We start from the raw sequence: 24,446 nt of genomic DNA, 5'->3' as shown, positions 1-24,446 counted from the left end.
TTCCACCTAATTAAGTTTCACTTCCGTCAGAAAATTTGTCACGCAGGCGATCAAGCGCGCGCTTGTAACGCATTTTAGTCGCACTTAAGCCCATGTGCATAATATCAGCGATTTCTTGAAACTCCAGTTCAGCGACAAAACGAAGCACAAGAATTTCTCTGTCAATCGGATTAACGTGAACAAGCCAGCGATCAAGCCCGCCTTTATCCTCAATTTTAGGGGATTTTTCTTCTGAGGCCTCTTCAATCGGATCAAGGCTGAGGGCATCAATCAGGCGGCGCTTGCGCCGCTCTTTTCTGTATTGGGTTATGCACTCGTTATAAGTGATGCTGTAAAGCCAAGTTTTAAACTTTGATTTACCCTCAAAGTTTTTAAGGCCATACAGCACCTTAAGCATTACTTCTTGGCAAACATCGTCGGCATCACGCTCATTTCCCAGATAGCGGGCACAGACATTGAACAAAGTGCGCTGATACCGGCGCATGAGTTCTTCATAAGCTCGAGTGATGTGAAATAGCTCATCATGCGCACGCATCGCCAGCTCCTCATCGGAGAGCGAACGCGGATCATATCGTGAGGGCGCTGTGGTGGTTTTATTCAAAACAAGTCGGGCCGACATTCAAAACTGGAGCCAAAACGGGGTGCAAAGCCCCGTGAGTTGGCCGCATACAATAGCAGGTAATGAACTTATCGGCTGCTAACTTGCTGATCGAGCAGGGTTCGATTAGAGACAGAGATCAAATCGCCATCATCCGTCAGTAATGTGGTTTTTACCGTACCGATCTCTTCGATTTGGCCTTCGACGGCACCGATCTGAACGTACTGCCCGACTTCATAGAGTTCACGCACGTAAATGCCGGCAAGAATCTGACTGGCGATGTCACGGCTACCCAATCCCAATGCCAAGGCAACAGCCAGACCAACAGAAATCAAAACAATGGCAATCACGTTGTTCAGCAAATCGGTTTTAACTTCAAGCTGACCAATAGCAACAGAGATGCTGATAATGATGACCAGGCCTTGAGCAATCCGCCCCAGGCCGTGGGCGTATTCGAGGCCAACACCTTCAGCGGCACCACGGACCAGGCCACTTACCAGGTGAGCCAGAAGAACACCAGCAAGTAGTACCAATGCTGCACCAAATACCTTCGGTAAATACAGCGCCAACACATCAAGTGTTGCGGACACGCGCTCAAGGCCCAGTGATTCTGCAGCAGAGACAAGGAATATAAGCAGTACAAACCAGTAGACAATTTTGCCGATCAGGGTGGATACCGGTACCTGTATACCTGCACGGGCAAGCATCTTGGTCAGGCCAGTTCCGGCCATCAGGCGGTCAAGGCCGATTTTCCCAAGCAGTTTTGAGAGCAAAGTATCCAACAACTTGGCGACGACAAACCCCAGCAGCACTAGGATAAGTGCCACAAACAGGTTTGGGATAAAACCTGCCACCTTGGTCCACAAGGCTGTCATTGCGGCTACGAGGCTATGAGTCCAGGGATCAAGTTCCATTTCAGTCAACCTTATTTGTCGTACGTCGTGTAGATTTGCGGCGAGAAACAGGCGCTACATGCGCAGAGCCATTATTCAGCGCAATCATGATGGCACTTAGGCAGTTTCCCATCAGGCTGAACATATCCCCTGCCCCAACCTGTCGGTTGGCAGTTTTGAGGACGCGGTTCAAACATGCATCGTCATCACGCACGGATGAGGATGAGTTGAGTAAATCGCGCAGCGATTCTTCAAATGGATCGTGCATAGCGCACCTCACAGGATGTTTCGGCTAGACGAGACAATCTTGATGCAAGTCACATCACACCCAGCGTAAGCGCCTGAACAATAGCCATTGGCCAACTGCCACAAGGCCAATCAAGATGCAGGCCACTAGGAAACCAAAAGGGCTATCTGAACCAGGTATTCCGCCTACATTGATACCCAGCAACCCTGTCAGAAAGCTCATGGGCAGGAATATGCTGGTGATCACCGCGAAGCGATACATGGTGCGATTCATGCGCTCGTTCATTCGGCGGTTTTCTGCCTCCATAAGCAGGTTGACCCGCTCACGGTTCAGCTCAAGCTCTTCCAGGTAGCGTGTTAATCGGTTGTTCAGCTCATTCCAATAACCGCTATTGCAATCAGAAAACCATGCCAGGGCGACTCCCGTCAGCTGAGCAAATATGTCACGCTGTGGGGCCAGAAAACGTCTCAAGCCAGCGGCTCGACGACGAATTTGCATGAGCATGGCGTGGTCGGGCGCGGGATTATCCAGAGCGTCAGCGCGCTCCTCTTCCGCGTCGACCTGCTCAGACAGTTCAGACACCAGCTGGTCGATCTTGTCTGTCATGTAATGAGCGAGGTTAAGGATCAGTTCCGCTGCCGTCTTAGGCCCATGCCCGTCTAAGAGGTCTTCGATCAACTCTTCAGTCGCATGCAGAGGGCGTAACCGCAGAGATATGGCACGTTGCGAGTCTGCAAAAATACGTGCGGACACCATATCCTCGGGCTCAGCCCCAGGATTGAGGTTAACACCGCGCAGAAACAGCAACAGTTGGTTCTCAGGCAAAGACAATAAGCGCGGGCGCGTATTTTCTTCTAGAAGCAGATCGCAAACGAACTCGTTCAATCCGCTTTCCAAACGCAGCCAGGATTGAGTTTGAGGGTGGCCTCGATCCCAGTGCAGCCAGAGGCTCTCATGAGCCTCCAGTTGCAAGTCTTGCAGTTCCTGCCGGGTGATGCTGCGGGCACCACCCTTACCGTTGAGAACGAAGGCGTGAAGAAGCCCCCACTGGGCGTTGTCGTCCTCAAGCATGGCGCGCTCCTGCACCGCTATTACTCCGGCATTTTTAACGCTGACGGCGAAATAATGACGCCGTTGTTATCCGCATAAATGAACTCGCCCGGACGGAAGGTGACACCGCCGAAGGTAACCGGTACGTTGAGGTCACCAATGCCACGCTTGTCCGTCTTCATTGGATGACTGGCCAAGGCCTGGATACCAAGGTTTGTTTGTGCCAACACATCGACATCACGCACACAGCCGTACACGACGATGCCTTCCCAGCCGTTTTTGGCAGCTTTCTCAGCCAACATATCGCCCAAGAGTGCACGGCGCATTGAGGCACCACCATCGACTACGAGAACTTTACCTTTACCAGGTTGATCAACCTGCTCTTTGACCAAGGAGTTATCTTCAAAGCATTTGACGGTAACAATTTCTCCGCCAAATGAGTCACGGCCACCGAAGTTGCTAAACATTGGTTCGACGACTTGCACCAGTTCAGGATAGGCGTCGCACAGGTCAGGGGTGATGTACTGCATATCAAAGCTCCTCGTGGTGTCGTTTGGTCTGGTCAGGACATTGCTGATTCCTGACTATCATAAGCTACTGCGTTCATTAAAGAACCCACTGTAGCTTATCGGGTCACGCACTACAGGGCTGTAGTTCTTCAGTCGCAGTTGCATCCATCACAGGCGGATGCTGATGATTCAGCCACTGTTTGATCAATGGCCACACCTCTCGCTGCGCTTCTTTGCTAAGAAGCATTTCGACATGCCCGAAGTCACTGCTGAATCCGTTAGCCTTACCTAAAACCAAAAGTTGTTTTGCTTGCGAGCCAAACTGGTTGAGCATCTTTTCGCATCCCCAGGCCGGATCCATTCTGTCGGCTACTGCTGTGACAGCCATGGTAGGGATGTTCACCTCAGCAAGTCCTGCCCACCAATCGCGCTCAGGAGAACGAAATCGGCCAAATAATCCATGCCATCGCATTGCCTCGATAGCTAGGCTGGCAGGCTCATCTTCTGGACCGCGCTTCAAATCAGGGCCGCTGAGAAATTTTCGAACTGTAAGCACAAGGCGCGCGCACCATTCAACTGGAGGAATCTTAAGGGCCCAGTGGCCGCTGCTGACCTGGCTGCCAAACAGCATGACCGAAGCTATTTTTCCCTGATCTAGGTGCTGCCCACCGAGTGCAGCGGCAATAATTACGCCCCCCAAAGAGTGCCCCAACCAGTGGGCCTTTTGCGGATTCAGCTCGTAAATAAATTCGGCAATGGCAGGGAGATCGAAGCGGACATAGTCATTAACGGTATTGCGCAAGTACTGCCGGTTGCGCGGAGACAGGCCGTGTCCACGCATTTCCACGAGCCATACATCCATACCCTCACGCGCCAGATCCGCTCCAAGCCCTATTCCTTTGGGCGAATACCAAAAGCGGCGGTTGGAAAAACTACCTGCGAGCAAAATCACGGGCATACCCCGCTGCTGCTGATCAGCTTTGCCCAATCGGGTCAGGGCCAATTCAACGGTAGGATCAGGACTGTTTCCAGGTTTGAGGCGGTAAACGTCCTCAGTGAGATCTCCGCGGAAATCTGCACTGATAAGCGCTACGGGAAATAATTTGCTGCTGCTTCGCATCTTTCTACTGACACAAAAAAGGGCGGGGTTAACCCCGCCCTTGAACTGAAAGTTAATGCTGTTTTAAGCAGTCTGGCCTTCGGCGAGGAAGAACCATGTGTCGAGCACCGAATCAGGGTTCAGCGACACGCTTTCAATGCCCTGCTCCATCAGCCAACGGGCCAGATCTGGGTGATCCGAAGGGCCCTGGCCGCAAATACCGATGTACTTGCCTGCCTTGTTACACGCTTGAATGGCATTGCTCAGCAGTTTTTTAACTGCTGGGTTACGCTCATCGAACAGGTGCGCAATGATGCCGGAGTCACGGTCCAAGCCCAGAGTAAGCTGAGTCAGGTCGTTAGAGCCGATGGAGAAGCCGTCGAAGTATTCGAGGAACTCCTCAGCCAGCAGTGCGTTGGATGGCAGCTCACACATCATGATGATGCGCAGGCCATTCTCACCACGAGCAAGACCGTTAGCAGCCAGCAGATCGACAACCTGGCTTGCCTCACCCAGGGTGCGAACGAACGGCACCATGATTTCAACGTTGGTGAGGCCCATTTCATTGCGGACTTTTTTCAACGCACGGCATTCCAGCTCGAAGCAGTCGCGGAATGATTCGCTGATATAGCGGGATGCACCACGGAAGCCCAGCATCGGGTTCTCTTCTTCCGGCTCATACAGTTTGCCGCCGATCAAGTTAGCGTATTCGTTGGACTTGAAATCCGACAGACGCACGATGACCTTCTTCGGCCAGAATGCAGCCGCCAAGGTGCTGATGCCCTCTACCAGTTTCTCAACGTAGAAGTTGACCGGATCGCTGTAACCAGCGGTGCGTTTTTCGACGCTGTCTTTCAGCTCAGGCGGCAGGCCTGCGTAGTTCAACAGTGCTTTAGGGTGCACGCCGATCATACGGTTGATGATGAACTCCAGACGGGCCAGGCCAACACCTTCGTTTGGCAGTTGGGCAAAGTCGAATGCACGATCTGGGTTACCAACGTTCATCATGATCTTGAACGGCAGCTCAGGCATTGCATCAACGGAGTTGGTGCGTACATCGAAACCCAGTTCACCCTCGAAGATGAAACCAGTGTCACCCTCAGCGCACGACACAGTTACACCCTGCCCGTCTTTCAGTGCCTGAGTGGCGTTGCCGCAACCGACAACCGCCGGAATACCCAGTTCGCGGGCAATGATGGCCGCGTGGCAGGTACGGCCACCACGGTTGGTGACGATTGCGCTGGCGCGCTTCATCACAGGTTCCCAATCCGGGTCAGTCATGTCGGAAACCAGTACGTCGCCCGGCTGAACTTTGTCCATTTCCGATACGTCGTTGATGACACGTACGCGACCAGCACCGATTTTCTGGCCAATTGCACGGCCTTCAACCAACACAGACCCCTTCTCTTTCAGGAGGTAGCGTTCCATGACGTTGATGTTGGAGCGGCTCTTCACGGTTTCAGGACGGGCCTGAACGATGTAAAGCTTGCCGTCATCGCCATCTTTAGCCCACTCGATGTCCATCGGACGGCCGTAGTGTTTCTCGATGATCATGGCCTGTTTAGCCAGCTCGCTGACTTCAGCGTCAGTCAGGCAGAAGCGGGCGCGGTCTTCACGATCCACATCAACGACCTTGACCGATTTACCGGCTTTGGCTTCATCGCCATACACCATCTTGATTGCTTTGCTGCCCAGGTTACGGCGCAAGATGGCCGGACGGCCTGCTTCAAGTGTTTGTTTGTGTACGTAGAATTCATCAGGGTTAACGGCACCCTGTACAACAGTTTCACCCAGGCCGTATGCACCGGTGATAAACACGACATCACGGAAACCGGACTCAGTGTCCAAAGTGAACATCACACCTGCGGTACCGGTTTCTGAGCGCACCATGCGCTGCACGCCAGCTGACAGGGCTACCAATTTATGGTCAAAGCCCTGGTGGACGCGGTACGCGATAGCACGGTCGTTGAACAGCGATGCGAATACTTCTTTTGCGGCACGGATAACGTTATCGACACCACGAATATTCAGGAAGGTTTCCTGTTGGCCAGCGAACGACGCGTCTGGCAGGTCTTCTGCGGTTGCGGATGAACGAACAGCAACGGCCATATTGTCGTTGCCACCGGCCATAGCAGCAAAAGCTTCACGAATCTGCTTGTCTAGTTCGGCTGGGAAAGGTGCATCCATCACCCACTGACGAATTTCGGCACCGGTTTTAGCCAGTGCGTTGACGTCGTCGACATCGAGAGCGTCAAGCGCTGCGTGAATTTGTGCATTCAAGCCGCTCTGCTCAAGGAAGTCCCGGTAGGCCTGGGCCGTGGTAGCAAAACCGCCAGGTACAGAAACGCCAGCGCCTGACAGGTTGCTGATCATCTCGCCCAGGGAGGCGTTCTTGCCCCCTACGTGCTCAACATCGTGGTTGCCGAGCTTATCGAGGGAAACTACGTACTCTACCAAGGTGATCTCTCCACTAAGGTGTTGGAAAAGCTCATGGGGCAGGCTAAGCCAGCGCTAAATGCCAGTCGTGTGGCCTACCCCTGGAAAATAAGTAACAATGCCGCGCAGGTTGGCCCTGCCAAACGGGCCTTATCATAGCCAAGAATACTCCCTAGCTTAAGGCCCACGGCGCAAATGAAACGTACAGCTTTCTTCATCTCCGATGGTACTGGTATTACAGCCGAAACATTAGGCCAGAGCCTGTTGGCGCAATTTGAGACCATCGACTTCGTCAAGCTGACGCGCCCCTACATCGACTCCGTAGAAAAAGCGCGCGCTATGGTACAACAAATCAATGCCGCCGCCGAGAAAGACGGTAATCGCCCCATCATTTTCGACACGCTTGTCAATCAGGAAATCCGTGAAGTGCTCGCTGAATCTGAAGGATTCATGATCGATATCTTCTCTTCCTTCCTCTCCCCACTGGAGCAGGAGTTGGCATCAAGCTCTTCTTATTCAGTGGGCAAATCCCATGCAATCGGCCAAAGCTCTAAGTACATGGAGCGGATTGAGGCAGTCAACTTCGCCCTTGATAACGACGATGGCGCCCGCACCCAGCACTATGACAAGGCTGATCTTATCCTTGTGGGTGTCTCCCGCTGCGGCAAAACGCCAACCTGCCTGTATATGGCCATGCAATATGGCATTCGCGCGGCAAACTACCCTCTGACTGAAGAGGACATGGAGCGCCTGCAGCTGCCAGCAACACTTAAGCAACACCGGCACAAGCTGTTCGGCCTAACCATTGACCCAGACCGCCTTACCGCGATTCGCCACGAACGCAAGCCTAACAGTCGCTACGCCAGCTTCGCTCAATGCGAATTTGAAGTGCGCGAGGTTGAAAACCTGTTCCGCCGCGAAGGTATTGCATACCTCAACTCAACGACCTTCTCCGTTGAGGAGATTTCCGCCAAGATTCTGGTGGAAAAAGGTGTCGAGCGCCGCCTCAAATAGTGCTTATTGCTACACGCCACTGAAGTCGCCCTACAGGGCACTGCCCATTGTAGGAGCGACTTTAGTAGCAAAATTTGTTCGTTCAAACTCTTAAAATACCGACTCAAGCCATTGTTTTAAAAGAATAAGAACTCACAAATTAAAGTGCTTTGTTAAAAGCTCGGCTCAGAACGATTCCTGCGGAACCCGCACCCATCCTTCCATCAAGATACGCGCCGAGCGCGACATGATGGCCTTCTTAACGACCCACTCTCCCTGCTCCTGCTGAGCTTCTGCCCCCACGCGCAGAGTTCCGGATGGATGGCCGAAACGCACAGCATTAGGCTCACCACCACCTGCTGCCTGATTCACCAGCGTACCGGGTATGGCAGCAGCTGTGCCGATTGCGACAGCAGCAGTTCCCATCATCGCGTGGTGCAGTTTGCCCATGGAAACTGCACGAACCAACAAATCAACATCTGAGGCCTTAACAGTTTTACCGCTAGAGGACACATAGTCTTTAGGCGGACTAACAAAGGCTATTTTGGGAGTGTGTTGGCGAGTTGCTGCTTCTTCTGGGGTTTTGATCAGCCCCATGCGCAATGCGCCCGCGACACGGATAGCCTCCAGCCGGGCCAGCGCTTGAGGGTCCGTATTGATCTGTTCGCGCAGTTCAGTGCCCTGATAGCCGATTTCTTCCGCCTTAACAAACACGGTCGGAATACCAGCGCTGATCATGGTTGCCTGCAGGGTGCCGATGCCCGGAACGTCCAGTTCGTCCACAAGATTGCCAGTGGGGAACATGGAGCCGCCCTCCTCGCCATCATCGGACGGATCAAGGAACTCCAGAACAATTTCCGCCGCTGGGAATGTCACGCCATCCAGCTCAAAGTCGCCGGTTTCCTGAACCTCTCCGTTGGTTACTGGAACATGAGCGATGATGGTTTTCTTAATATTGGCTTGCCAGATGCGAACCACACAGATGCCGTTCTGCGGAATGCGCGATGGATCAACCAACCCGGCGTGAATAGCAAAAGCGCCAGCGGCGGTAGACAGGTTGCCGCAGTTGCCGCTCCAATCTACAAAGGCCTTGTCTATTGAGATCTGACCGTAGAGGTAATCAACGTCGTGATCCGGCTGGCTGCTTTTAGACAAAATTACACACTTGCTGGTACTCGAGGTTGCCCCTCCCATACCGTCAATGTGCGCTGAATAGGGGTCAGGGCTGCCAATCACCCGCATAAACAGGCGATCCCGCGGGGTTCCCGGAACCTGGCAGGACTCAGGCAAATCTTGTAGGCGGAAGAACACGCCTTTACTGGTGCCGCCACGGATGTAAGTGGCTGGAATCTTCACTTGCGGTAAGTGGGCCATGGCTTGATCCTGAAATAGCGTATCGGTGGCGAAGTGGGTTATGTGCTGTAGGAACGACGTCAGCCGAAAACTGTTCGCGACTGAAGTCGCTCCTACAGGGTGCGCAGGGTTGTTTAACCTGCGCTGGACTCAAGGAAGTCCTTGGCAAAACGCTGCAACACACCGCCTGCTTCGTAGATCGAAACTTCTTCGGCGGTATCCAAACGGCATGTCACCTGCACTTCGACTTGCTCACCATTCTTACGATTGATGATCAGCGTCAGATCGGCGCGCGGTTTGCGCTCACCGATCACGTCGTACGTCTCAGTACCATCGAGCGCCAAGGTTTTACGGTTAGTGCCAGCCTTAAACTCCAGCGGCAACACCCCCATACCGATCAGGTTGGTGCGGTGAATACGCTCGAAGCCTTCGGCCACGATCGCTTCTACACCAGCCAAACGCACGCCCTTAGCGGCCCAGTCACGAGACGACCCCTGACCGTAGTCTGCACCGGCGATGATAATCAGCGGCTGCTTGCGGTCCATGTAGGTCTCGATTGCCTCCCACATACGCATCACTTTGCCTTCCGGCTCAACGCGTGCGAGCGAACCTTTCTTCACCTCACCATCGACAACAGCCATTTCGTTGACCAGTTGCGGGTTGGCAAAGGTCGCACGCTGCGCAGTCAAGTGATCGCCACGGTGGGTCGCGTAGGAGTTGAAGTCCTCCTCCGGCAGGCCCATTTTGGCCAGGTACTCGCCAGCAGCCGAGTTGGCCAGGATGGCGTTAGACGGCGACAAGTGATCCGTGGTGATGTTATCCGGCAGCAATGCTAACGGACGCATGCCTTTAAGCGTACGCTCACCTGCCAGCGCACCTTCCCAGTACGGCGGACGGCGGATGTAGGTGGACTGTGGACGCCAGTCATACAGCGGGCTGTCAGCTTCTTTGACCGTGCCCAGATCAAACATTGGAATGTAGATCTGTTTGAACTGCTCCGGCTTCACGCTGGCAGCCACTATGGCGTCGATCTCTTCATCGCTCGGCCACAGGTCTTTCAAGGTGATCGGATTGCCTTGTGCATCATGCCCCAGTACGTCTTGCTCGATATCGAAACGCACCGTACCAGCGATGGCATAGGCCACAACCAGCGGCGGCGAAGCGAGGAAGGCCTGCTTGGCGTATGGGTGAATCCGGCCATCGAAGTTACGGTTACCGGACAACACAGCAGTGGCGTACAGGTCGCGGTCGATGATTTCCTGCTGGATCACCGGGTCCAGCGCACCGCTCATGCCGTTACAGGTGGTGCAGGCATAGGCGACGATGCCAAAACCGAGTTTTTCCAGCTCAGGCAATAGACCGGACTCTTCCAGATACAGCTTGGCTACTTTAGAGCCAGGAGCAAACGACGTTTTAACCCAAGGTTTGCGGACCAGACCCAGCTCGTTTGCTTTTTTAGCCAGCAATCCCGCTGCAACGACGTTGCGTGGGTTAGAAGTGTTGGTGCAGCTGGTGATTGCAGCGATGATCACGGCACCATCAGGCATCAACCCTTGCGCTTCTTCCTGCTTAGCTGCAGCCAACTTGGCTTCATCTGCAATACCGCGCTCATTCAAGGCAGAGGTCGGCAGACGCTTGTGCGGGTTGGACGGACCAGCCATGTTGCGCACAACGGTGGACAGGTCAAACGTCAGCACTCGCTCATAAACCGCTGTTTTCAGTGCATCAGCCCACAGGCCAGTGGTCTTAGCGTAGTTCTCAACCAGGGCAACCTGCTCCGGCTCACGGCCTGTGAGCTTGAGGTAGTCGATGGTTTGCTGGTCGATGTAGAACATCGCCGCTGTGGCGCCGTACTCAGGGCACATATTGGAGATGGTGGCGCGGTCGCCGATGGAGAGGCTGTCTGCGCCCTCACCGAAGAACTCAACCCAAGCACCTACAACACGCTCCTTACGCAGGAACTCAGTCAGGGCCAGCACGATGTCAGTTGCCGTGATGCCTGGCTGGCGCTTGCCAGTCAGTTTTACACCGACGATATCCGGCAGGCGCATCATCGAGGCGCGACCTAGCATGACGGTTTCGGCTTCCAAACCGCCAACGCCGATAGCAATTACGCCCAAGGCATCTACGTGCGGCGTGTGGCTGTCGGTCCCTACGCAGGTATCCGGGAAGGCCACGCCACCACGCGCCTGGATCACCGGACTCATTTTCTCCAGGTTGATCTGGTGCATGATGCCGTTACCAGCCGGGATCACGTCGACGTTTTTAAACGCAGTCTTGGTCCACTCAATAAAGTGGAAGCGGTCTTCGTTACGACGCTCTTCAACTTCACGGTTTTTCTCAAAGGCTTGCGGGTCAAAGCCTGCATATTCCACGGCCAGCGAGTGGTCAACGATCAGTTGAGTGGGCACCACAGGATTGACCTTGGACGGGTCACCGCCCTGCTCTGCAATGGCGTCGCGCAGGCCTGCGAGGTCAACCAGCGCAGTCTGACCAAGAATGTCATGGCAGACCACACGAGCTGGATACCACGGGAAGTCCAGCTCCTGCTTGCGTTCGATTAGCTGCTTCAGCGAATCGGTCAGCGCGGCCGGATCGCAGCGACGCACGAGCTGCTCAGCCAGCACACGGCTGGTGTAAGGCAGCTTGGCCCAGGCACCGGCTTCGATGGCATCGACCGCCTCACGGGCATCGAAATAATCCAGCTGAGTACCCGCTAACGGCTTGCGGTATTGGCTGTTCATGTTATTTACGATCCTTCAGGGCGACGAATTTCAGGTCTTCAGGGCCGGTGTAATTGGCGCTTGGACGGATGATCTTTCCGTCGATGCGTTGCTCAATCACGTGACTGGACCAGCCGGCAGTACGGGCAATCACGAACAGCGGAGTGAACATTGCAGTCGGAACGCCCATCATGTGGTAGCTCACCGCGCTGAACCAGTCCAGGTTCGGGAACATTTTCTTGATTTCCCACATCACTGATTCAAGGCGCTCAGCAATGTCATACATCTTGGTGTTGTTCTGCTCGTTTGACAGCTCGCGAGCAACCTCTTTGATCACTTTGTTACGCGGGTCAGCAACGGTGTACACCGGGTGGCCGAAGCCGATAACCACTTCTTTCTTCTCAACGCGGGCACGGATATCGGCTTCCGCCTCGTCCGGATTGTCGTAACGCTTCTGGATTTCGAAGGCGACTTCGTTAGCACCGCCGTGTTTCGGGCCACGCAGGGCACCGATACCACCGGCAATGGCCGAGAACATATCGGAGCCCGTACCGGCAATCACACGAGAGGTGAACGTGGAGGCGTTAAATTCGTGCTCTGCATACAGGATCAGCGATGTATGCATGGCGCGGACCCAAGACTCACGCGGCGCTTCACCGTGCAGCAGGTGCAGGAAGTGGCCGCCGATGCTGTCGTCGTCAGTTTCAACGTCGATACGCTTGCCGTTATGGCTGAAGTGATACCAGTACAGGAGCATGCTGCCCAAGGAGGCCATCAGCTTGTCAGCGATATCACGTGCACCCGGGTGGTTGTGATCGTCTTTCTCTGGAGCCAGGCAGCCTAGTACCGATACACCTGTGCGCATCACATCCATCGGGTGTGCGGACGGAGGCAGTTGCTCCAGAGCCGTTTTCAGAGCTGCTGGCAGACCGCGCAGGGCTTTCAGCTTAGCTTTGTAACCCGCCAGCTCAGCTACGTTTGGCAGCTTACCGTGGACCAGCAGGTGAGCGATTTCTTCGAATTCGCAGGTGGTAGCAACATCGAGAATGTCATAACCACGGTAATGCAGGTCGTTGCCGCTACGGCCTACGGTGCACAGTGCAGTATTGCCAGCGGCAGTGCCGCTCAGGGCTACGGATTTTTTCGGTTTGAAGCCAGGGGTGGTCTCTGGGGTAGCGCTCATGGCGGTTATCTCCTCATCTGATCCAGCAAAATTCTTGTTATATCAAGGCTGCGCTTGCGGCCCGGGGCTTACTTCTTGGCTGCGAACAAGGCGTCGAGGCTTTGCTCGAAAGCGTGATAGTTGATGCGATCGTAGAGCTCCATGCGGGTCTGCATGGTGTCGACAACATTCTTCTGAGTGCCGTCGCGGCGCAGCGCGGTGTAGACATTTTCAGCAGCTTTGTTCATAGCGCGGAATGCCGACAGCGGATACAGCGCCAGTGCGACATCAACCGAGGCCAGCTCTTCTGTTGTGTACAGAGGAGTAGCGCCGAACTCTGTGATGTTGGCCAGGATCGGGGCTTTAACGCGGTCAGCAAAGGTTTTGTACATGGCCAGCTCAGTGATGGCCTCTGGGAAGATCATGTCTGCACCGGCTTCAATACAGGCCGCAGCGCGATCCAGGGCAGAGTTAAGGCCCTCAACAGCCAGCGCATCGGTACGCGCCATGATCACAAAGCTGTCATCAGTACGGGCATCAACGGCTGCCTTGATACGATCAACCATCTCTTGCTGGGTGACGATTTCCTTATTCGGGCGATGACCACAACGCTTAGCACCGACCTGATCTTCGATATGGATAGCAGCAGCGCCAAACTTGATCATCGACTTAACGGTACGGGCGACGTTGAACGCAGAAGCACCAAAGCCGGTATCCACATCAACCAACAGCGGCAGGTCGCAGACATCGGTAATGCGGCGCACATCTGTCAACACATCATCCAGGCCAGTAATACCCAAATCCGGCAGCCCCAAGGAGCCTGCGGCCACACCACCGCCGGACAGGTAAATGGCCTTGAACCCAGCACGCTTGGCCAGCAAAGCGTGGTTGGCGTTAATCGCGCCGACCACCTGAAGGGGATGTTCTTCAGCAACCGCATCGCGGAAACGCTGGCCTGGAGTTTTCAAGCTCATGACTCACCTCGGGATTTCGCAGTTTGAGTTTGCGCGCTCAGGTAATGGCGCTCGATGTTGCGTTTTGAAGCGCCGATGTGACGGCGCATCAACAGCTCGGCCAGTTCGCCGTCACGGTCGGCAATGGCGTCGAGAATTCGGTGGTGTTCGTTAAAGGCCTGACGCGGGCGGTTAGGCGTCGCGGAGAACTGCAAGCGATACATACGGACCAGCTGGTAAAGCTCTCCACACAGCATCTGCACCAGGGTTTTATTACCGCTGCCTTGAATGATTCGATAGTGGAAGTCGAAATCACCCTCCTGCTGGTAATAACCGACACCTGCCTTGAATGCAGAGTCCTGCTCATGCAATTCAAGCACGCGGCGTAGCTCATCAATCTCAGCCTGACTCATGCGCTCGGCCGCAAGACGGCACGCCATGCCTTCAAGCGATTCACGGATTTCATACAGCTCGATCAACTCTGCGTGGCTCAGCTCAACCACTCGGGCGCCTACATGGGGAATCCTTACCAGCAGCCTCTGCCCTTCGAGCCGATGGATCGCCTCACGCAATGGCCCACGGCTAATCCCATACGTTCTGGCCAGTTCCGGCTCAGAGATTTTGCTCCCGGGAGCAATCTCCCCCTGAACAATGGCGCTCTGGATGCGACGAAAAACCTGTTCAGACAACGTTTCAGTGTCATCTTGAACAGTGGCTTGTGGAACCGCTTCATCGAGCATATTGTCGACACCATTGAGTGCAATTTCGTTAAATCTAGCGATGGAGAGCGGCAAGGTCAACCAAAAACAAATGGATTGTCGACAATCTTTTCGATAGGTATAAAATTGAGCCCCAAGAGCAGTTTTTACGTTTTGAAACTGCCGCAAGTGCCTGCCACGACTGAAAATTCACATGTTAGAATGCACGCCACTCGGCCCTTTCAGAACAATTCCCGGGCACCTGCTAGACTCCAAAAAATAATTGCGACCCAGCAGAACTGCTGCTTGTGTCAACTCGGATGTTTTGCCTCAGGACCTATGATTAATAAACCTGCGCTCTTTCTTTTATGTCTACTGCTAGCGCCAAGCTTGAGCTGGGCTAATGACAAAAACATTTATGGGCTGAATGAATACGTCAACCTTGTTGACTTCGACCTGCGTTTGGCCGCCAAACTCGATACAGGCGCCAAGACAGCCTCACTGAGCGCCCGGGACATCACTCGGTTTAAACGCAACGGCGAAACTTGGGTTCGTTTTAACCTCGCTGTGGACTCTACCCACACCTCTTCAATTGAGCGCCCGCTGGCGCGCATCAGCAAAATCAAACGCCGCGCTGGCGACTACGATCCAGACGAAGATAAGACTTACACTGCCCGCCCAGTTATTGAGCTTGATGTTTGTATGGGGAACAACCTGCAGACAATTGAAGTCAACTTGACGGATCGCAGTGCATTCGAATATCCACTATTGATAGGCTCAGAAGCGCTGAAGCGCTTTTCAGCACTGGTCGATCCGAGTATTACCTACGCTTCAGGCAAACCCGCTTGTAGCATTGACGTAACCCCTGCCGAGTAACCCCAATGCGCTCTCTTACTCTCCATCTGAAAGTCCTGGTCATACTCCTTGTGAGTCTGGGCGTTCTGATTACGGCTTATCAGATCTTTGTTCTCGGTATCCCCATGACCGAAGACGAGACCGATGATTTATGGAATATCGACGCTAAGGTCGAATTCCAGGCCAGCCCGCGTGAGCCTGTGAAGCTGCAGATGTTCGTGCCGCCACTGACTCAGGATTACGTGAGCCTCAACGAGAGTTTCATCTCTAATAACTACGGCGTAAGCGTCAACCGTGTTGATGGCAACCGTAAAGTGACGTGGTCTGCGCGTCGCGCCAGCGGCAAGCAAACCCTCTACTACCGTTTGGTTCTCACCAAACGCTATAGCGGTGAGCAACTAAAGGCCAAAGGCCCGATCTTCCGTGACAGCCTGCCTGTTGAAGGCCCGGAGAAAATTGCTGCCGAAGCCTTGCTCGCGCCGATCCGTCAGCACTCCGCCGACGTTGAGACCTTCATCAGCGAAACCATCAAACGTGTCAACAACACCAATGATGACAACGTAAAACTGCTGCTCGGCGGCGACGCTTCCACAGCTAAGAAAGCCAAGGTCATTGACCTTCTGCTGTCCATTGCCCATGTGCCAATGGAGCGCGTCCACACAATCCGCCTCGCCGCCGATATAGCCCAGAGCCCTGAGCTATGGCTGCGCAGCTTTAACGGTGAAAACTGGCTGTACTTCAACCCTGAAACAGGTGAACAAGGCCTGCCTGATGATCGCTTGGTTTGGTGGACTGGCGATGCAGATCTGGTAACGCTTGAGGGCGGAAAACAGGCTCAGGTGAGCTTCAGCTTGGACAGCAGCGAGATGAACGCCATCCGCCTGGCCAAACTGACGGATGAAAACACCGACGCGGACTTCCTTGAATACTCCCTGTACGGCCTGCCGCTGCAAACCCAGCAGACCTTCATGATCATGGTCATGATCCCGTTTGGTGTACTGGTCATCCTGATCCTGCGTAACCTGGGCGGCCTGCAAACACTGGGTACATTTACTCCGGTACTGATTGCTCTGGCCTTCCGCGAAACCCAACTGGGCTTCGGCATTGTGCTGTTTACCATCATCACCGCATTGGGCCTTTCACTTCGCTCCTATCTTGAGCATTTGAAATTGCAAATGCTGCCTCGCCTGTCTGTGGTTCTGACCTTTGTGGTTGTGCTGATTGCCGTTATCAGCCTGTTCAGCCACAAACTCGGCTTAGAGCGCGGCCTCTCCGTTGCTCTGTTCCCAATGGTAATTCTGACCATGACCATCGAGCGTCTGTCTATCACCTGGGAAGAGCGTGGCGGTAATACAGCCTTTAAAGTGGCTGTCGGCACCCTGTTTGCGGCAACTCTTGCACACCTGCTGATGAGCGTTCCGGAGTTGAACTACTTCGTGTTCACCTTCCCGGCTGTGCTGCTGATTCTGGTGGGCTTCATGCTGGCTATGGGTCGCTACCGCGGCTATCGCCTGACTGAGCTGTTCCGCTTCAAAGCCTTCCTGAAGGATTGAGCCATGTTCGGACTCTGGAAAACTTGGAAGGCCCTAGAAGCCAAAGGCATTATGGGTATCAACCGTCGGAATGCGGATTACGTTTTGAAGTACAACAAACGTAATCTGTATCCGATCGTGGATGACAAGATCATCACCAAGAAACGCGCGATTGAAGCTGGAATCGCGGTGCCTGAAATGTACGGCATCATCGATACCGAGAAAGGCATCGAGAAACTGCGCGAGATCATTGGTGACCGCCCAGACTTCGTGGTCAAACCAGCACAAGGTGCCGGCGGTGACGGAATTCTGGTCATCGCAGACCGTTTTGAGGACAAGTACAAAACGGTCTCCGGCAAGATCATCACTCATGAAGAGATCGAGCAGCAGATCTCCAGCATCCTCTCAGGCTTGTACTCCCTGGGCGGCCTGCGTGACCGTGCACTGATCGAGTATCGGGTAACCCCTGACCAGATCTTCAAAAGCATCAGCTATGAAGGCGTTCCAGACATCCGCATCATTGTGCTGATGGGCTACCCCGTCATGGCCATGTTGCGCCTGCCAACCCGGCAGTCCGGCGGCAAGGCCAACCTGCACCAGGGCGCTATTGGTGTTGGTGTAGACCTTGCTACTGGTATCACCCTACGCGGCACCTGGCTGAACAACAAAATCAGCAAGCACCCTGATACCACTAACGCCGTTGATGGTGTTCAGTTGCCAAACTGGGATGGTTTCATGAAGCTGGCCGCTGGCTGTTACGAGCTGTGCGGCCTTGGCTACATTGGTGTGGACATGGTGCTGGATCAGGATAAAGGCCCGCTGATTCTGGAGCTCAATGCCCGTCCGGGGTTGAATATCCAGATTGCCAACGATTCTGGGCTTACTCATCGCGCCCACGCGATTGAGGCTCACTTGGCTGAACTGGCGAAAAAAGGCGTCAAGGAAACACCAGAGGAGCGTGTGCGCTTCTCTCAAAGCCTCTTTGGCAACGTGACCAAGCCCAGCATCTGATACTGAGGCCTGTCCGTACTGGACTATTGATATGCCCCACGCCCTGCGACATCCTAACAATCGCAGGGCGTTTTACTTTCATGCATTACCATAAGCAAATTACAATCGGTGGACATTGGTAATTAGCGCAGAACATCCACTTGTAGATATCGAAATCCAGACTAAAGCAGAAACGCACTAGGATGATGTTTCTTGACGTTCTACAATCGCCCTCTGTGCCAAGCCATAAGTCCCTCATGCCTACATGCTACGTACATGATCTGCTCTATCACGCGGATCCCACCTTCTTTTTCAGCCGTGTACTACATGCTAGCGGAGCTGTTCTGCTGGACAGCGGCAGACCCGAATCCACACGCGGACGTTATGACATCCTCAGCGCGTGGCCATTGGCGGAATTTGAGGCATTCACCAACGAGTCGGCCAACGCATTTTTCAAACGCCTGCGACTGGCGCTTGGCCAGCTAGGTAACGCACGCATCCCCGATGGATACGAGCTGCCATTTGCTGGCGGTCTGATTGGTTACCTAGGATATGACTTTGGGCGTCGGATAGAGCGGCTACCAAACAATGCAGTGGACGACCTTGGCTTAAGCGATGTTCGCATAGGACTGTATGCTTGGGCGCTGATCAGCGACCATGAAACCAAGCGAAGCTGCCTAGTCTTTCACCCCACCGTGCAGAGCAGTGAACGGGATCGCCTTATCGGATTGTTCGCCGCCCCTACAGATCTACAGCCCTCGGAAGCGTTTGCTCTGCTCGGTGACTTTAAGGCAGATATAAGCAAACAGTGCTACCTAAGCGCTTTTGAAAAGATTCAAGGCTATATCAAGGCCGGCGACTGCTATCAGGTTAATTTTGCTCAGCGTTTCCGTGCGCCCTATCAAGGCTCCCCCTGGACCGCCTACCAAGCCCTGCGCAAGTCATGCCCCACCCCCTTTTCCGGTTTTATCAGCTTGCCCGGGGGTAATGCGGTTCTCAGCCTTTCCCCAGAACGTTTTATCAAGATCCACCAAGGCACCGTCGAGACCCGCCCGATTAAAGGTACACGCCCAAGATATTCGGAACCTGAACACGATCTGGCCATGGCCGAAGAGCTGCTTAACAGCCCTAAAGACCGCGCAGAAAACCTAATGATTGTCGATTTGCTGCGAAACGATCTTGGCCGTTCTTGCCGGATAGGCTCAGTCCGTGTACCCGAGCTGTTTGTGCTGGAAAGCTACCCCAATGTCCACCATTTGGTCAGCGCTGTGACAGGTCAACTGGATGACGAGCACGATGCACTCGATCTGCTCGCTGGTAGCTTTCCCGGTGGCTCAATAACCGGGGCGCCTAAAATTAGGTCGATGCAAATCATTGATGAGTTAGAGCCAACGCGCCGTGCCCTGTACTGCGGCTCGCTCCTATACCTCGACGTCCGCGGTGAAATGGACAGTTCCATCGCCATTCGCAGCCTACTAGCAATAGATGGACAAATCAGTTGCTGGGGCGGTGGCGGGATCGTAGCCGACTCAGAAGCAGATGCTGAGTATCAGGAGTCTATTACCAAGGTAAAGGTGTTGATGAGCACCTTGGAACAGTTGAGCGAAAACACAAAAGCCCGCTAATGCGGGCTTTTGTGAACTGCAACATGCTCCGGAAATGCAGCCTAGTCAGCCTGCTTACGCTGACGGCGTTCTAGGTAGCGCTCAACATAGGAGCACGAAGGGATTACGGTATACCCCGAGCGCTCAGCAAATTGTAGAGCGTGCTCAGTCAGCGCAGCAGCAATACCGCGACCGCGTAGAGAGTTGGGTACAAATGTACGATAGATATCCAAGGTCTGCTTACCCAGATCCATATAAGCCAGATAGGCCCGATCACCGTTCACGGTAGTCTCAAACTGATGAGCAGCCTGATCGTGCTTTATGGATAGCTCCTCGCTCATCGCAACTCCTCTTTCATACATATACGATCAAATTCAGCAACAGCGTGTAAGACCATTCTTAGGCTGCTGTTTACTGATACTCCTCTGAGCTTAACAGGCACAAAGGCCTGAGGTCACCTGAATCAATTACTTACGCGACATTGAATTTGCTACGTGCCACTTCTGCTAGGACACTTACGCTGTGTAAATGCCACTCATCAAACCATACTTTGACCCTTACGAAGTCTGTCCAGTTCAGTCCCGGATATGGCAGAGCATAATGTAAGTCCAAAGCTTTTCTGGAAGCTCAGACAGGTTCTTACTTGCTGAAACTGTTTGTTTTTTAATCAAACTTAAAGAAAACAGTACAAATTTAACCTTCCATAAGAAAAAAAACGTTCCTGCTTGCTCTATCTCCGTTTACTTACTACAAGTTACAGGTACTATGTACGCCGGCGAATTTCCTAGTGTCGGGAAATTGCTTTTATGGAAAAACTCCACCTTAAGGGGAACACGATGAACAACGTTCTGAAATTCTCTGCTCTGGCTCTGGCAGCAGTTCTGGCTACCGGTTGCAGCAGCGTATCTAAAGAAACTGAAGCTCGCCTGACTGCAACTGAAGATGCAGCTGCTCGCGCTCAAGCTCGTGCTGATGAAGCCTATCGCAAGGCTGATGACGCTCTGGCTGCTGCTCAGAAGGCTCAGCAGACTGCTGACGAAGCCAATGAGCGTGCTCTGCGCATGCTGGAAAAGGCAAGCCGCAAGTAATAGCTCTCAAGGCTATTGGAAAGCCGACCTGGAAACAGGTCGGCTTTTTTATTACCTGCGTAAAATCAGAATCCCGCAGGCTGGTGCCATAGGCACCAGCCCGATGAAGCCTTACTGCTGCAACTCTTGTTCTGTAAACAGATCACTGAACAGCATGCTGGACAAGTAGCGCTCACCGGAGTCTGGAAGGATCACCACGATGGTTTTACCCTGCATCTGCGGCTCTTCAGCGAGCTTCAGGGCAGCCGACATAGCAGCACCGCAGGAAATCCCACAAAGGATCCCCTCTTCTCGCATCAGACGTAGGGCAACTGCTTTGGCGTCCTCGTCCTGAACCTGCTCAACCCGGTCAACCAGACTCAAATCCAGATTACCCGGCACGAAGCCCGCGCCAATGCCCTGAATTTTGTGAGGAGCAGGCTTAACTTCGTCGCCTGCAAGGGTCTGACTGATCACAGGTGAACCGACAGGCTCAACCGCAACAGAAAGAATCTGCTTACCTTGGGTCTTCTTTATATAACGGGAAATACCCGTGATGGTTCCGCCGGTACCAACACCTGCGACCAGTACGTCTACGGCTCCATCGGTGTCGTTCCAGATTTCAGGGCCGGTGGTTTTTTCGTGAATTGCAGGGTTGGCCGGGTTATTGAACTGCTGCGGCAAAAAGTAATTCGCTGGATCGGATTCAACGATTTCAGTCGCTTTCTCAATGGCGCCTTTCATGCCCTTGGCAGGCTCTGTAAGTACCAACTCCGCCCCCAGTGCCTTCAGCACCTTACGGCGTTCCAAGCTCATGGACGCAGGCATGGTCAGAATCAATTTGTAGCCACGGGCAGCAGCAACGAATGCTAGGCCAATACCGGTATTGCCGGAGGTTGGCTCGACAATCGTCATACCCGGTTTTAGTACGCCGCGCTCTTCGGCGTCCCAGATCATATTGGCACCAATACGGCATTTAACCGAATAACCGGGGTTGCGCCCTTCCACTTTGGCGAGAATCGTGACGCCTTCAGGTCCTAGGCGGTTAATGCGAACCAGTGGCGTATTACCGATCGCTTGTGCGTTGTCAGCAAAAATGCGGCTCATGGTGTGGTGCCCTTGTACGTGCATGAGAAAGCCTTTAAGCCTAAGACCAGAGGACACAGGCGTCCAGTCGCAGAGCGTCTAAGCTATAGCTTTATTTGATTCAAAACAATTGCCATGAAAAAACGCTACCGTTGCACGCTCGCATTCATCACCGTGCTGTTACTTACCCTCATCACTTTGCACATTGCTCTGCCCGGGCTCATTCGTGACTACTTAAACAAGCAACTGGCCAATATGGGCGACTACCGAGGGCATATCCGCGATATTGATCTTGCACTATGGCGTGGCGCCTACCGTATCAACGACCTGAGCATCGACAAAATTAACGGTAAGGTCCCGGCGCCACTGCTCAGTGTACCGGTGATCGATTTGTCCGTGAGCTGGCGTGCATTGTGGGAAAAGCACTCCGTGGTTGCCGAGGTCGAGTTTGAACGCCCGACCCTGACATTTGTTGACGGTGACAATACAGCCACATCACAAACAGGCGAAGGCGTTGACTGGCGCACCCAGTTGCGCGGTTTACTACCGATCACCCTCAACGAGGTACGCGTCAGCGACGGCACTCTGGCCTTCCGCAACTTCAACGCAACCCCTGCAGTAAATCTTCAAGTGACCGAGCTCAATGGGCAGCTGCTCAACCTCAGTACTGTCAGTGATGAGAGTAAACCGAGGCCTTCGCAGTTGAGCGCGACGGCCAAAGCCTTTGGACAATCGCCAGTTGAACTGAAGAGCGACTTTAATCCACTCGGTGAGCTGGATGATTTTGACCTGCAGCTGCGCATAACCGCTGTACAGCTGCGCGAACTCAATAGCTTTACCCGAGCGTACAGCAGCTTTGATTTCAATAAGGGCAATGGCGACTTGGTCTTGGAGCTTAAAGCTCGACAAGGGCAACTCAAGGGCTATGCCAAGCCTATCTTGCGCGAAGTGGACATATTTGACTGGCAGCAGGATGTCGCAAATAAGAACAAAAGCTTGCTCAACGGATTATGGGAAGCGGTCGTTGGCGGCAGCAGTTTTGTTCTAAAAAACCAGAGCAAAGACCAGTTGGCCAGCCGGATCGAAATACGCGGTGACCTCAACGCGTACGATGTCAGCCGCTGGCAAGCGTTTAAAGCCGTGCTGCGCAATGCTTTTGTCGAAGCTTTCAATAACCAGTTCGACAGCAACAAACCCTAAGCGTACGTGACCACTCATTCAGTGAATGAATAGATGGTCTTCGTTCACAGCCACCGAGTCGTCACGGTATAGTCATTACTTTGGCCAACTCCTACGCTACGTTGGCTATCCGTTTCCGTTCGAGGATTTACTGATGAAGTTCGAAGGCACTCAGTCTTACGTTGCCACCGACGACCTCAAGCTGGCCGTCAACGCCGCCATCACCTTACAGCGCCCGCTGCTGGTTAAAGGTGAACCCGGTACCGGCAAAACCATGCTAGCTGAGCAACTGGCTGAAGCTTTTGACGCCCGCCTGATTACCTGGCACATCAAATCCACGACTAAAGCCCATCAGGGCTTGTATGAGTATGATGCGGTGAGCCGCCTGCGCGACTCGCAACTGGACTCGGACAAAGTCCATGACGTCAAAAACTACATCAAGAAAGGTAAGCTCTGGGAAGCTTTTGAGGCTGAAGAGCGCGTTATCCTGCTGATCGACGAAATCGACAAGGCCGATATCGAGTTCCCCAACGACTTGTTGCAGGAACTCGACAAGATGGAGTTCTACGTTTACGAGACCAACGAGACGATCAAGGCTAAACAGCGCCCGATCATCATCATTACCTCGAATAACGAAAAGGAACTGCCGGACGCCTTCCTGCGCCGCTGCTTCTTCCATTACATCGCCTTCCCAGATCGTGACACCCTGCAGAAAATCGTCGACGTGCACTACCCCAACATCAGCAAAGATCTGGTGGCCGAAGCACTCGATGTATTCTTCGATATTCGCAAGGTGCCTGGTCTGAAGAAGAAACCTTCCACCAGTGAGCTGGTGGACTGGCTCAAGTTGCTGATGGCTGACCACATTGGTGAGTCTGTATTGCGTGAACGCGACCCGACTAAAGCCATTCCGCCATTGGCCGGTGCATTGGTCAAAAATGAGCAAGATGTGCAACTTCTTGAGCGCTTGGCCTTTATGAGCCGCCGCTCTTCACGCTAATGGAGTGTCGAGCGATGCATAGTGGAAGTTGTTTGTGTAATGCGGTGCAGTACCAAATCAGCAGCCCGCTCACTTCTGCTACGCATTGCCATTGCAGCCAATGCCGTAAGGGGCATGGTGCCGCTTTCGCCAGTTATGCCAGTGCCCTGCGTGAAAACTTCAATATTACTGCCGGGCAGGATTTTATAGTGCGCTATGAGCCCTCGCCCGGCGTTACCCGAAGTTTTTGCCAGCGTTGTGGCGCTACCCTGTTGTGGGAGAGCGACAATGAGCGACCTGAATGGTTGGCCATTGCGCTGGGGACACTGGATACGCCCTTAGGCATCATCCCTCAGAAACACATTTATACCGACGACAAAGCCGATTGGTACCACATCGCCGACAATCTGCCGCGCGAAGGTCGCTCCTGACGCTTGTCT

The 24,446-nt window shown here is 53.7% G+C and carries 23 protein-coding genes; 9 read left to right on the top strand and 14 right to left on the bottom strand.

Annotated features, from left to right (window positions below):
• Positions 1–10: 10 nt before the first annotated feature.
• The 7 genes from sigX to ppsA all read right to left on the bottom strand — a co-directional run bounded on the left by sigX (position 11) and on the right by ppsA (position 6,853).
• The gene (gene sigX / locus WG219_10595) at positions 11–619 is read right to left on the bottom strand and encodes an RNA polymerase sigma factor SigX (protein WXL27866.1); all 609 of its coding nucleotides are present in this window, start codon (positions 617–619) and stop codon (positions 11–13) included.
• 68 nt (positions 620–687) lie between these two features.
• On the bottom strand, positions 688–1,512 hold the full coding sequence (locus WG219_10590; protein ID WXL27865.1) for a mechanosensitive ion channel domain-containing protein: 825 nt from the start codon (positions 1,510–1,512) through the stop codon (positions 688–690).
• A gap of 1 nt (position 1,513) precedes the next feature.
• Positions 1,514–1,759: a CrfX protein gene (locus WG219_10585; GenBank protein WXL27864.1), complete on the bottom strand. Its 246-nt coding sequence runs from the start codon at positions 1,757–1,759 to the stop codon at positions 1,514–1,516.
• A 54-nt stretch (positions 1,760–1,813) separates the two neighbouring features.
• Entirely contained in the window at positions 1,814–2,809 is a 996-nt protein-coding gene (locus tag WG219_10580) for a zinc transporter ZntB (protein WXL27863.1), read from the bottom strand.
• Positions 2,810–2,829: 20 nt separating this feature from the next.
• On the bottom strand, positions 2,830–3,318 hold the full coding sequence (gene rraA / locus WG219_10575) for a ribonuclease E activity regulator RraA (protein ID WXL27862.1): 489 nt from the start codon (positions 3,316–3,318) through the stop codon (positions 2,830–2,832).
• Between the two features lie 103 nt (positions 3,319–3,421).
• Positions 3,422–4,417, bottom strand: a complete 996-nt coding sequence (locus tag WG219_10570; protein WXL27861.1) for an alpha/beta fold hydrolase — start codon at positions 4,415–4,417, stop codon at positions 3,422–3,424.
• 63 nt (positions 4,418–4,480) lie between these two features.
• Positions 4,481–6,853: a phosphoenolpyruvate synthase gene (gene ppsA / locus WG219_10565; protein WXL27860.1), complete on the bottom strand. Its 2,373-nt coding sequence runs from the start codon at positions 6,851–6,853 to the stop codon at positions 4,481–4,483.
• 174 nt (positions 6,854–7,027) lie between these two features.
• Between ppsA and WG219_10560 the strand changes: the two genes are divergently transcribed.
• Complete coding sequence (locus WG219_10560; GenBank protein ID WXL27859.1) at positions 7,028–7,846, top strand: pyruvate, water dikinase regulatory protein; 819 nt, start codon at positions 7,028–7,030, stop codon at positions 7,844–7,846.
• Positions 7,847–8,011: 165 nt separating this feature from the next.
• Here the strand turns inward: WG219_10560 and prpF are convergent, their stop codons facing one another.
• From prpF to WG219_10535, 5 genes are all read right to left on the bottom strand, one after another.
• On the bottom strand, positions 8,012–9,199 hold the full coding sequence (gene prpF / locus WG219_10555) for a 2-methylaconitate cis-trans isomerase PrpF (GenBank protein WXL27858.1): 1,188 nt from the start codon (positions 9,197–9,199) through the stop codon (positions 8,012–8,014).
• A 113-nt stretch (positions 9,200–9,312) separates the two neighbouring features.
• Entirely contained in the window at positions 9,313–11,922 is a 2,610-nt protein-coding gene (gene acnD, locus WG219_10550; protein ID WXL27857.1) for a Fe/S-dependent 2-methylisocitrate dehydratase AcnD, read from the bottom strand.
• Position 11,923: 1 nt separating this feature from the next.
• Complete coding sequence (prpC, locus tag WG219_10545; GenBank protein ID WXL27856.1) at positions 11,924–13,084, bottom strand: 2-methylcitrate synthase; 1,161 nt, start codon at positions 13,082–13,084, stop codon at positions 11,924–11,926.
• Positions 13,085–13,152: 68 nt separating this feature from the next.
• Positions 13,153–14,037 carry a methylisocitrate lyase gene (gene prpB / locus WG219_10540; protein ID WXL27855.1) on the bottom strand — a complete coding sequence of 295 codons (885 nt, stop codon included), beginning with the start codon at positions 14,035–14,037 and terminating at the stop codon, positions 13,153–13,155.
• A complete protein-coding gene (locus WG219_10535) occupies positions 14,034–14,756 on the bottom strand; it encodes a GntR family transcriptional regulator (protein WXL27854.1) in 723 nt (240 codons plus the stop codon). The genes prpB and WG219_10535 overlap by 4 nt, the downstream gene beginning before the upstream one ends.
• A gap of 297 nt (positions 14,757–15,053) precedes the next feature.
• On the opposite strand from WG219_10535, the gene WG219_10530 reads away from it, so the two are divergent.
• From WG219_10530 to pabB, 4 genes are all read left to right on the top strand, one after another.
• Complete coding sequence (locus WG219_10530) at positions 15,054–15,590, top strand: ATP-dependent zinc protease (GenBank protein WXL27853.1); 537 nt, start codon at positions 15,054–15,056, stop codon at positions 15,588–15,590.
• 5 nt (positions 15,591–15,595) lie between these two features.
• Positions 15,596–17,122, top strand: a complete 1,527-nt coding sequence (locus tag WG219_10525) for an inactive transglutaminase family protein (GenBank protein WXL27852.1) — start codon at positions 15,596–15,598, stop codon at positions 17,120–17,122.
• A 3-nt stretch (positions 17,123–17,125) separates the two neighbouring features.
• Positions 17,126–18,112, top strand: a complete 987-nt coding sequence (locus tag WG219_10520) for an alpha-L-glutamate ligase-like protein (GenBank protein WXL27851.1) — start codon at positions 17,126–17,128, stop codon at positions 18,110–18,112.
• A 236-nt stretch (positions 18,113–18,348) separates the two neighbouring features.
• Positions 18,349–19,716, top strand: coding sequence for an aminodeoxychorismate synthase component I (gene pabB, locus WG219_10515; protein ID WXL27850.1), 1,368 nt, complete (start codon positions 18,349–18,351; stop codon positions 19,714–19,716).
• 41 nt (positions 19,717–19,757) lie between these two features.
• On the opposite strand, the gene WG219_10510 is transcribed toward pabB, so the two are convergent.
• The gene (locus WG219_10510; protein ID WXL27849.1) at positions 19,758–20,036 is read right to left on the bottom strand and encodes a GNAT family N-acetyltransferase; all 279 of its coding nucleotides are present in this window, start codon (positions 20,034–20,036) and stop codon (positions 19,758–19,760) included.
• A 495-nt stretch (positions 20,037–20,531) separates the two neighbouring features.
• Here WG219_10510 and oprI point away from each other — a divergent pair, with 495 nt between their 5' ends.
• A complete protein-coding gene (gene oprI / locus WG219_10505) occupies positions 20,532–20,783 on the top strand; it encodes an outer membrane lipoprotei OprI (protein WXL27848.1) in 252 nt (83 codons plus the stop codon).
• Between the two features lie 111 nt (positions 20,784–20,894).
• On the opposite strand, the gene cysK is transcribed toward oprI, so the two are convergent.
• Positions 20,895–21,869 carry a cysteine synthase A gene (cysK, locus tag WG219_10500; GenBank protein ID WXL27847.1) on the bottom strand — a complete coding sequence of 325 codons (975 nt, stop codon included), beginning with the start codon at positions 21,867–21,869 and terminating at the stop codon, positions 20,895–20,897.
• Between the two features lie 114 nt (positions 21,870–21,983).
• Here cysK and WG219_10495 point away from each other — a divergent pair, with 114 nt between their 5' ends.
• From WG219_10495 to WG219_10485, 3 genes are all read left to right on the top strand, one after another.
• Positions 21,984–23,048 carry a DUF748 domain-containing protein gene (locus WG219_10495; GenBank protein WXL27846.1) on the top strand — a complete coding sequence of 355 codons (1,065 nt, stop codon included), beginning with the start codon at positions 21,984–21,986 and terminating at the stop codon, positions 23,046–23,048.
• Between the two features lie 133 nt (positions 23,049–23,181).
• Positions 23,182–24,027 (top strand): MoxR family ATPase, encoded by an 846-nt coding sequence (locus WG219_10490; protein WXL27845.1) that lies wholly within the window; start codon positions 23,182–23,184, stop codon positions 24,025–24,027.
• A 14-nt stretch (positions 24,028–24,041) separates the two neighbouring features.
• Positions 24,042–24,437 carry a GFA family protein gene (locus WG219_10485; protein WXL27844.1) on the top strand — a complete coding sequence of 132 codons (396 nt, stop codon included), beginning with the start codon at positions 24,042–24,044 and terminating at the stop codon, positions 24,435–24,437.
• Positions 24,438–24,446 lie beyond the last annotated feature (9 nt).

This window comes from Pseudomonas mendocina (assembly GCA_037482215.1).
Classification (GTDB): Bacteria; Pseudomonadota; Gammaproteobacteria; order Pseudomonadales; family Pseudomonadaceae; genus Aquipseudomonas; species Aquipseudomonas mendocina_E.
The sequence above is the reverse complement of the archived record's forward strand: the minus strand, read 5'-3'. Positions and strand labels throughout refer to the sequence as shown.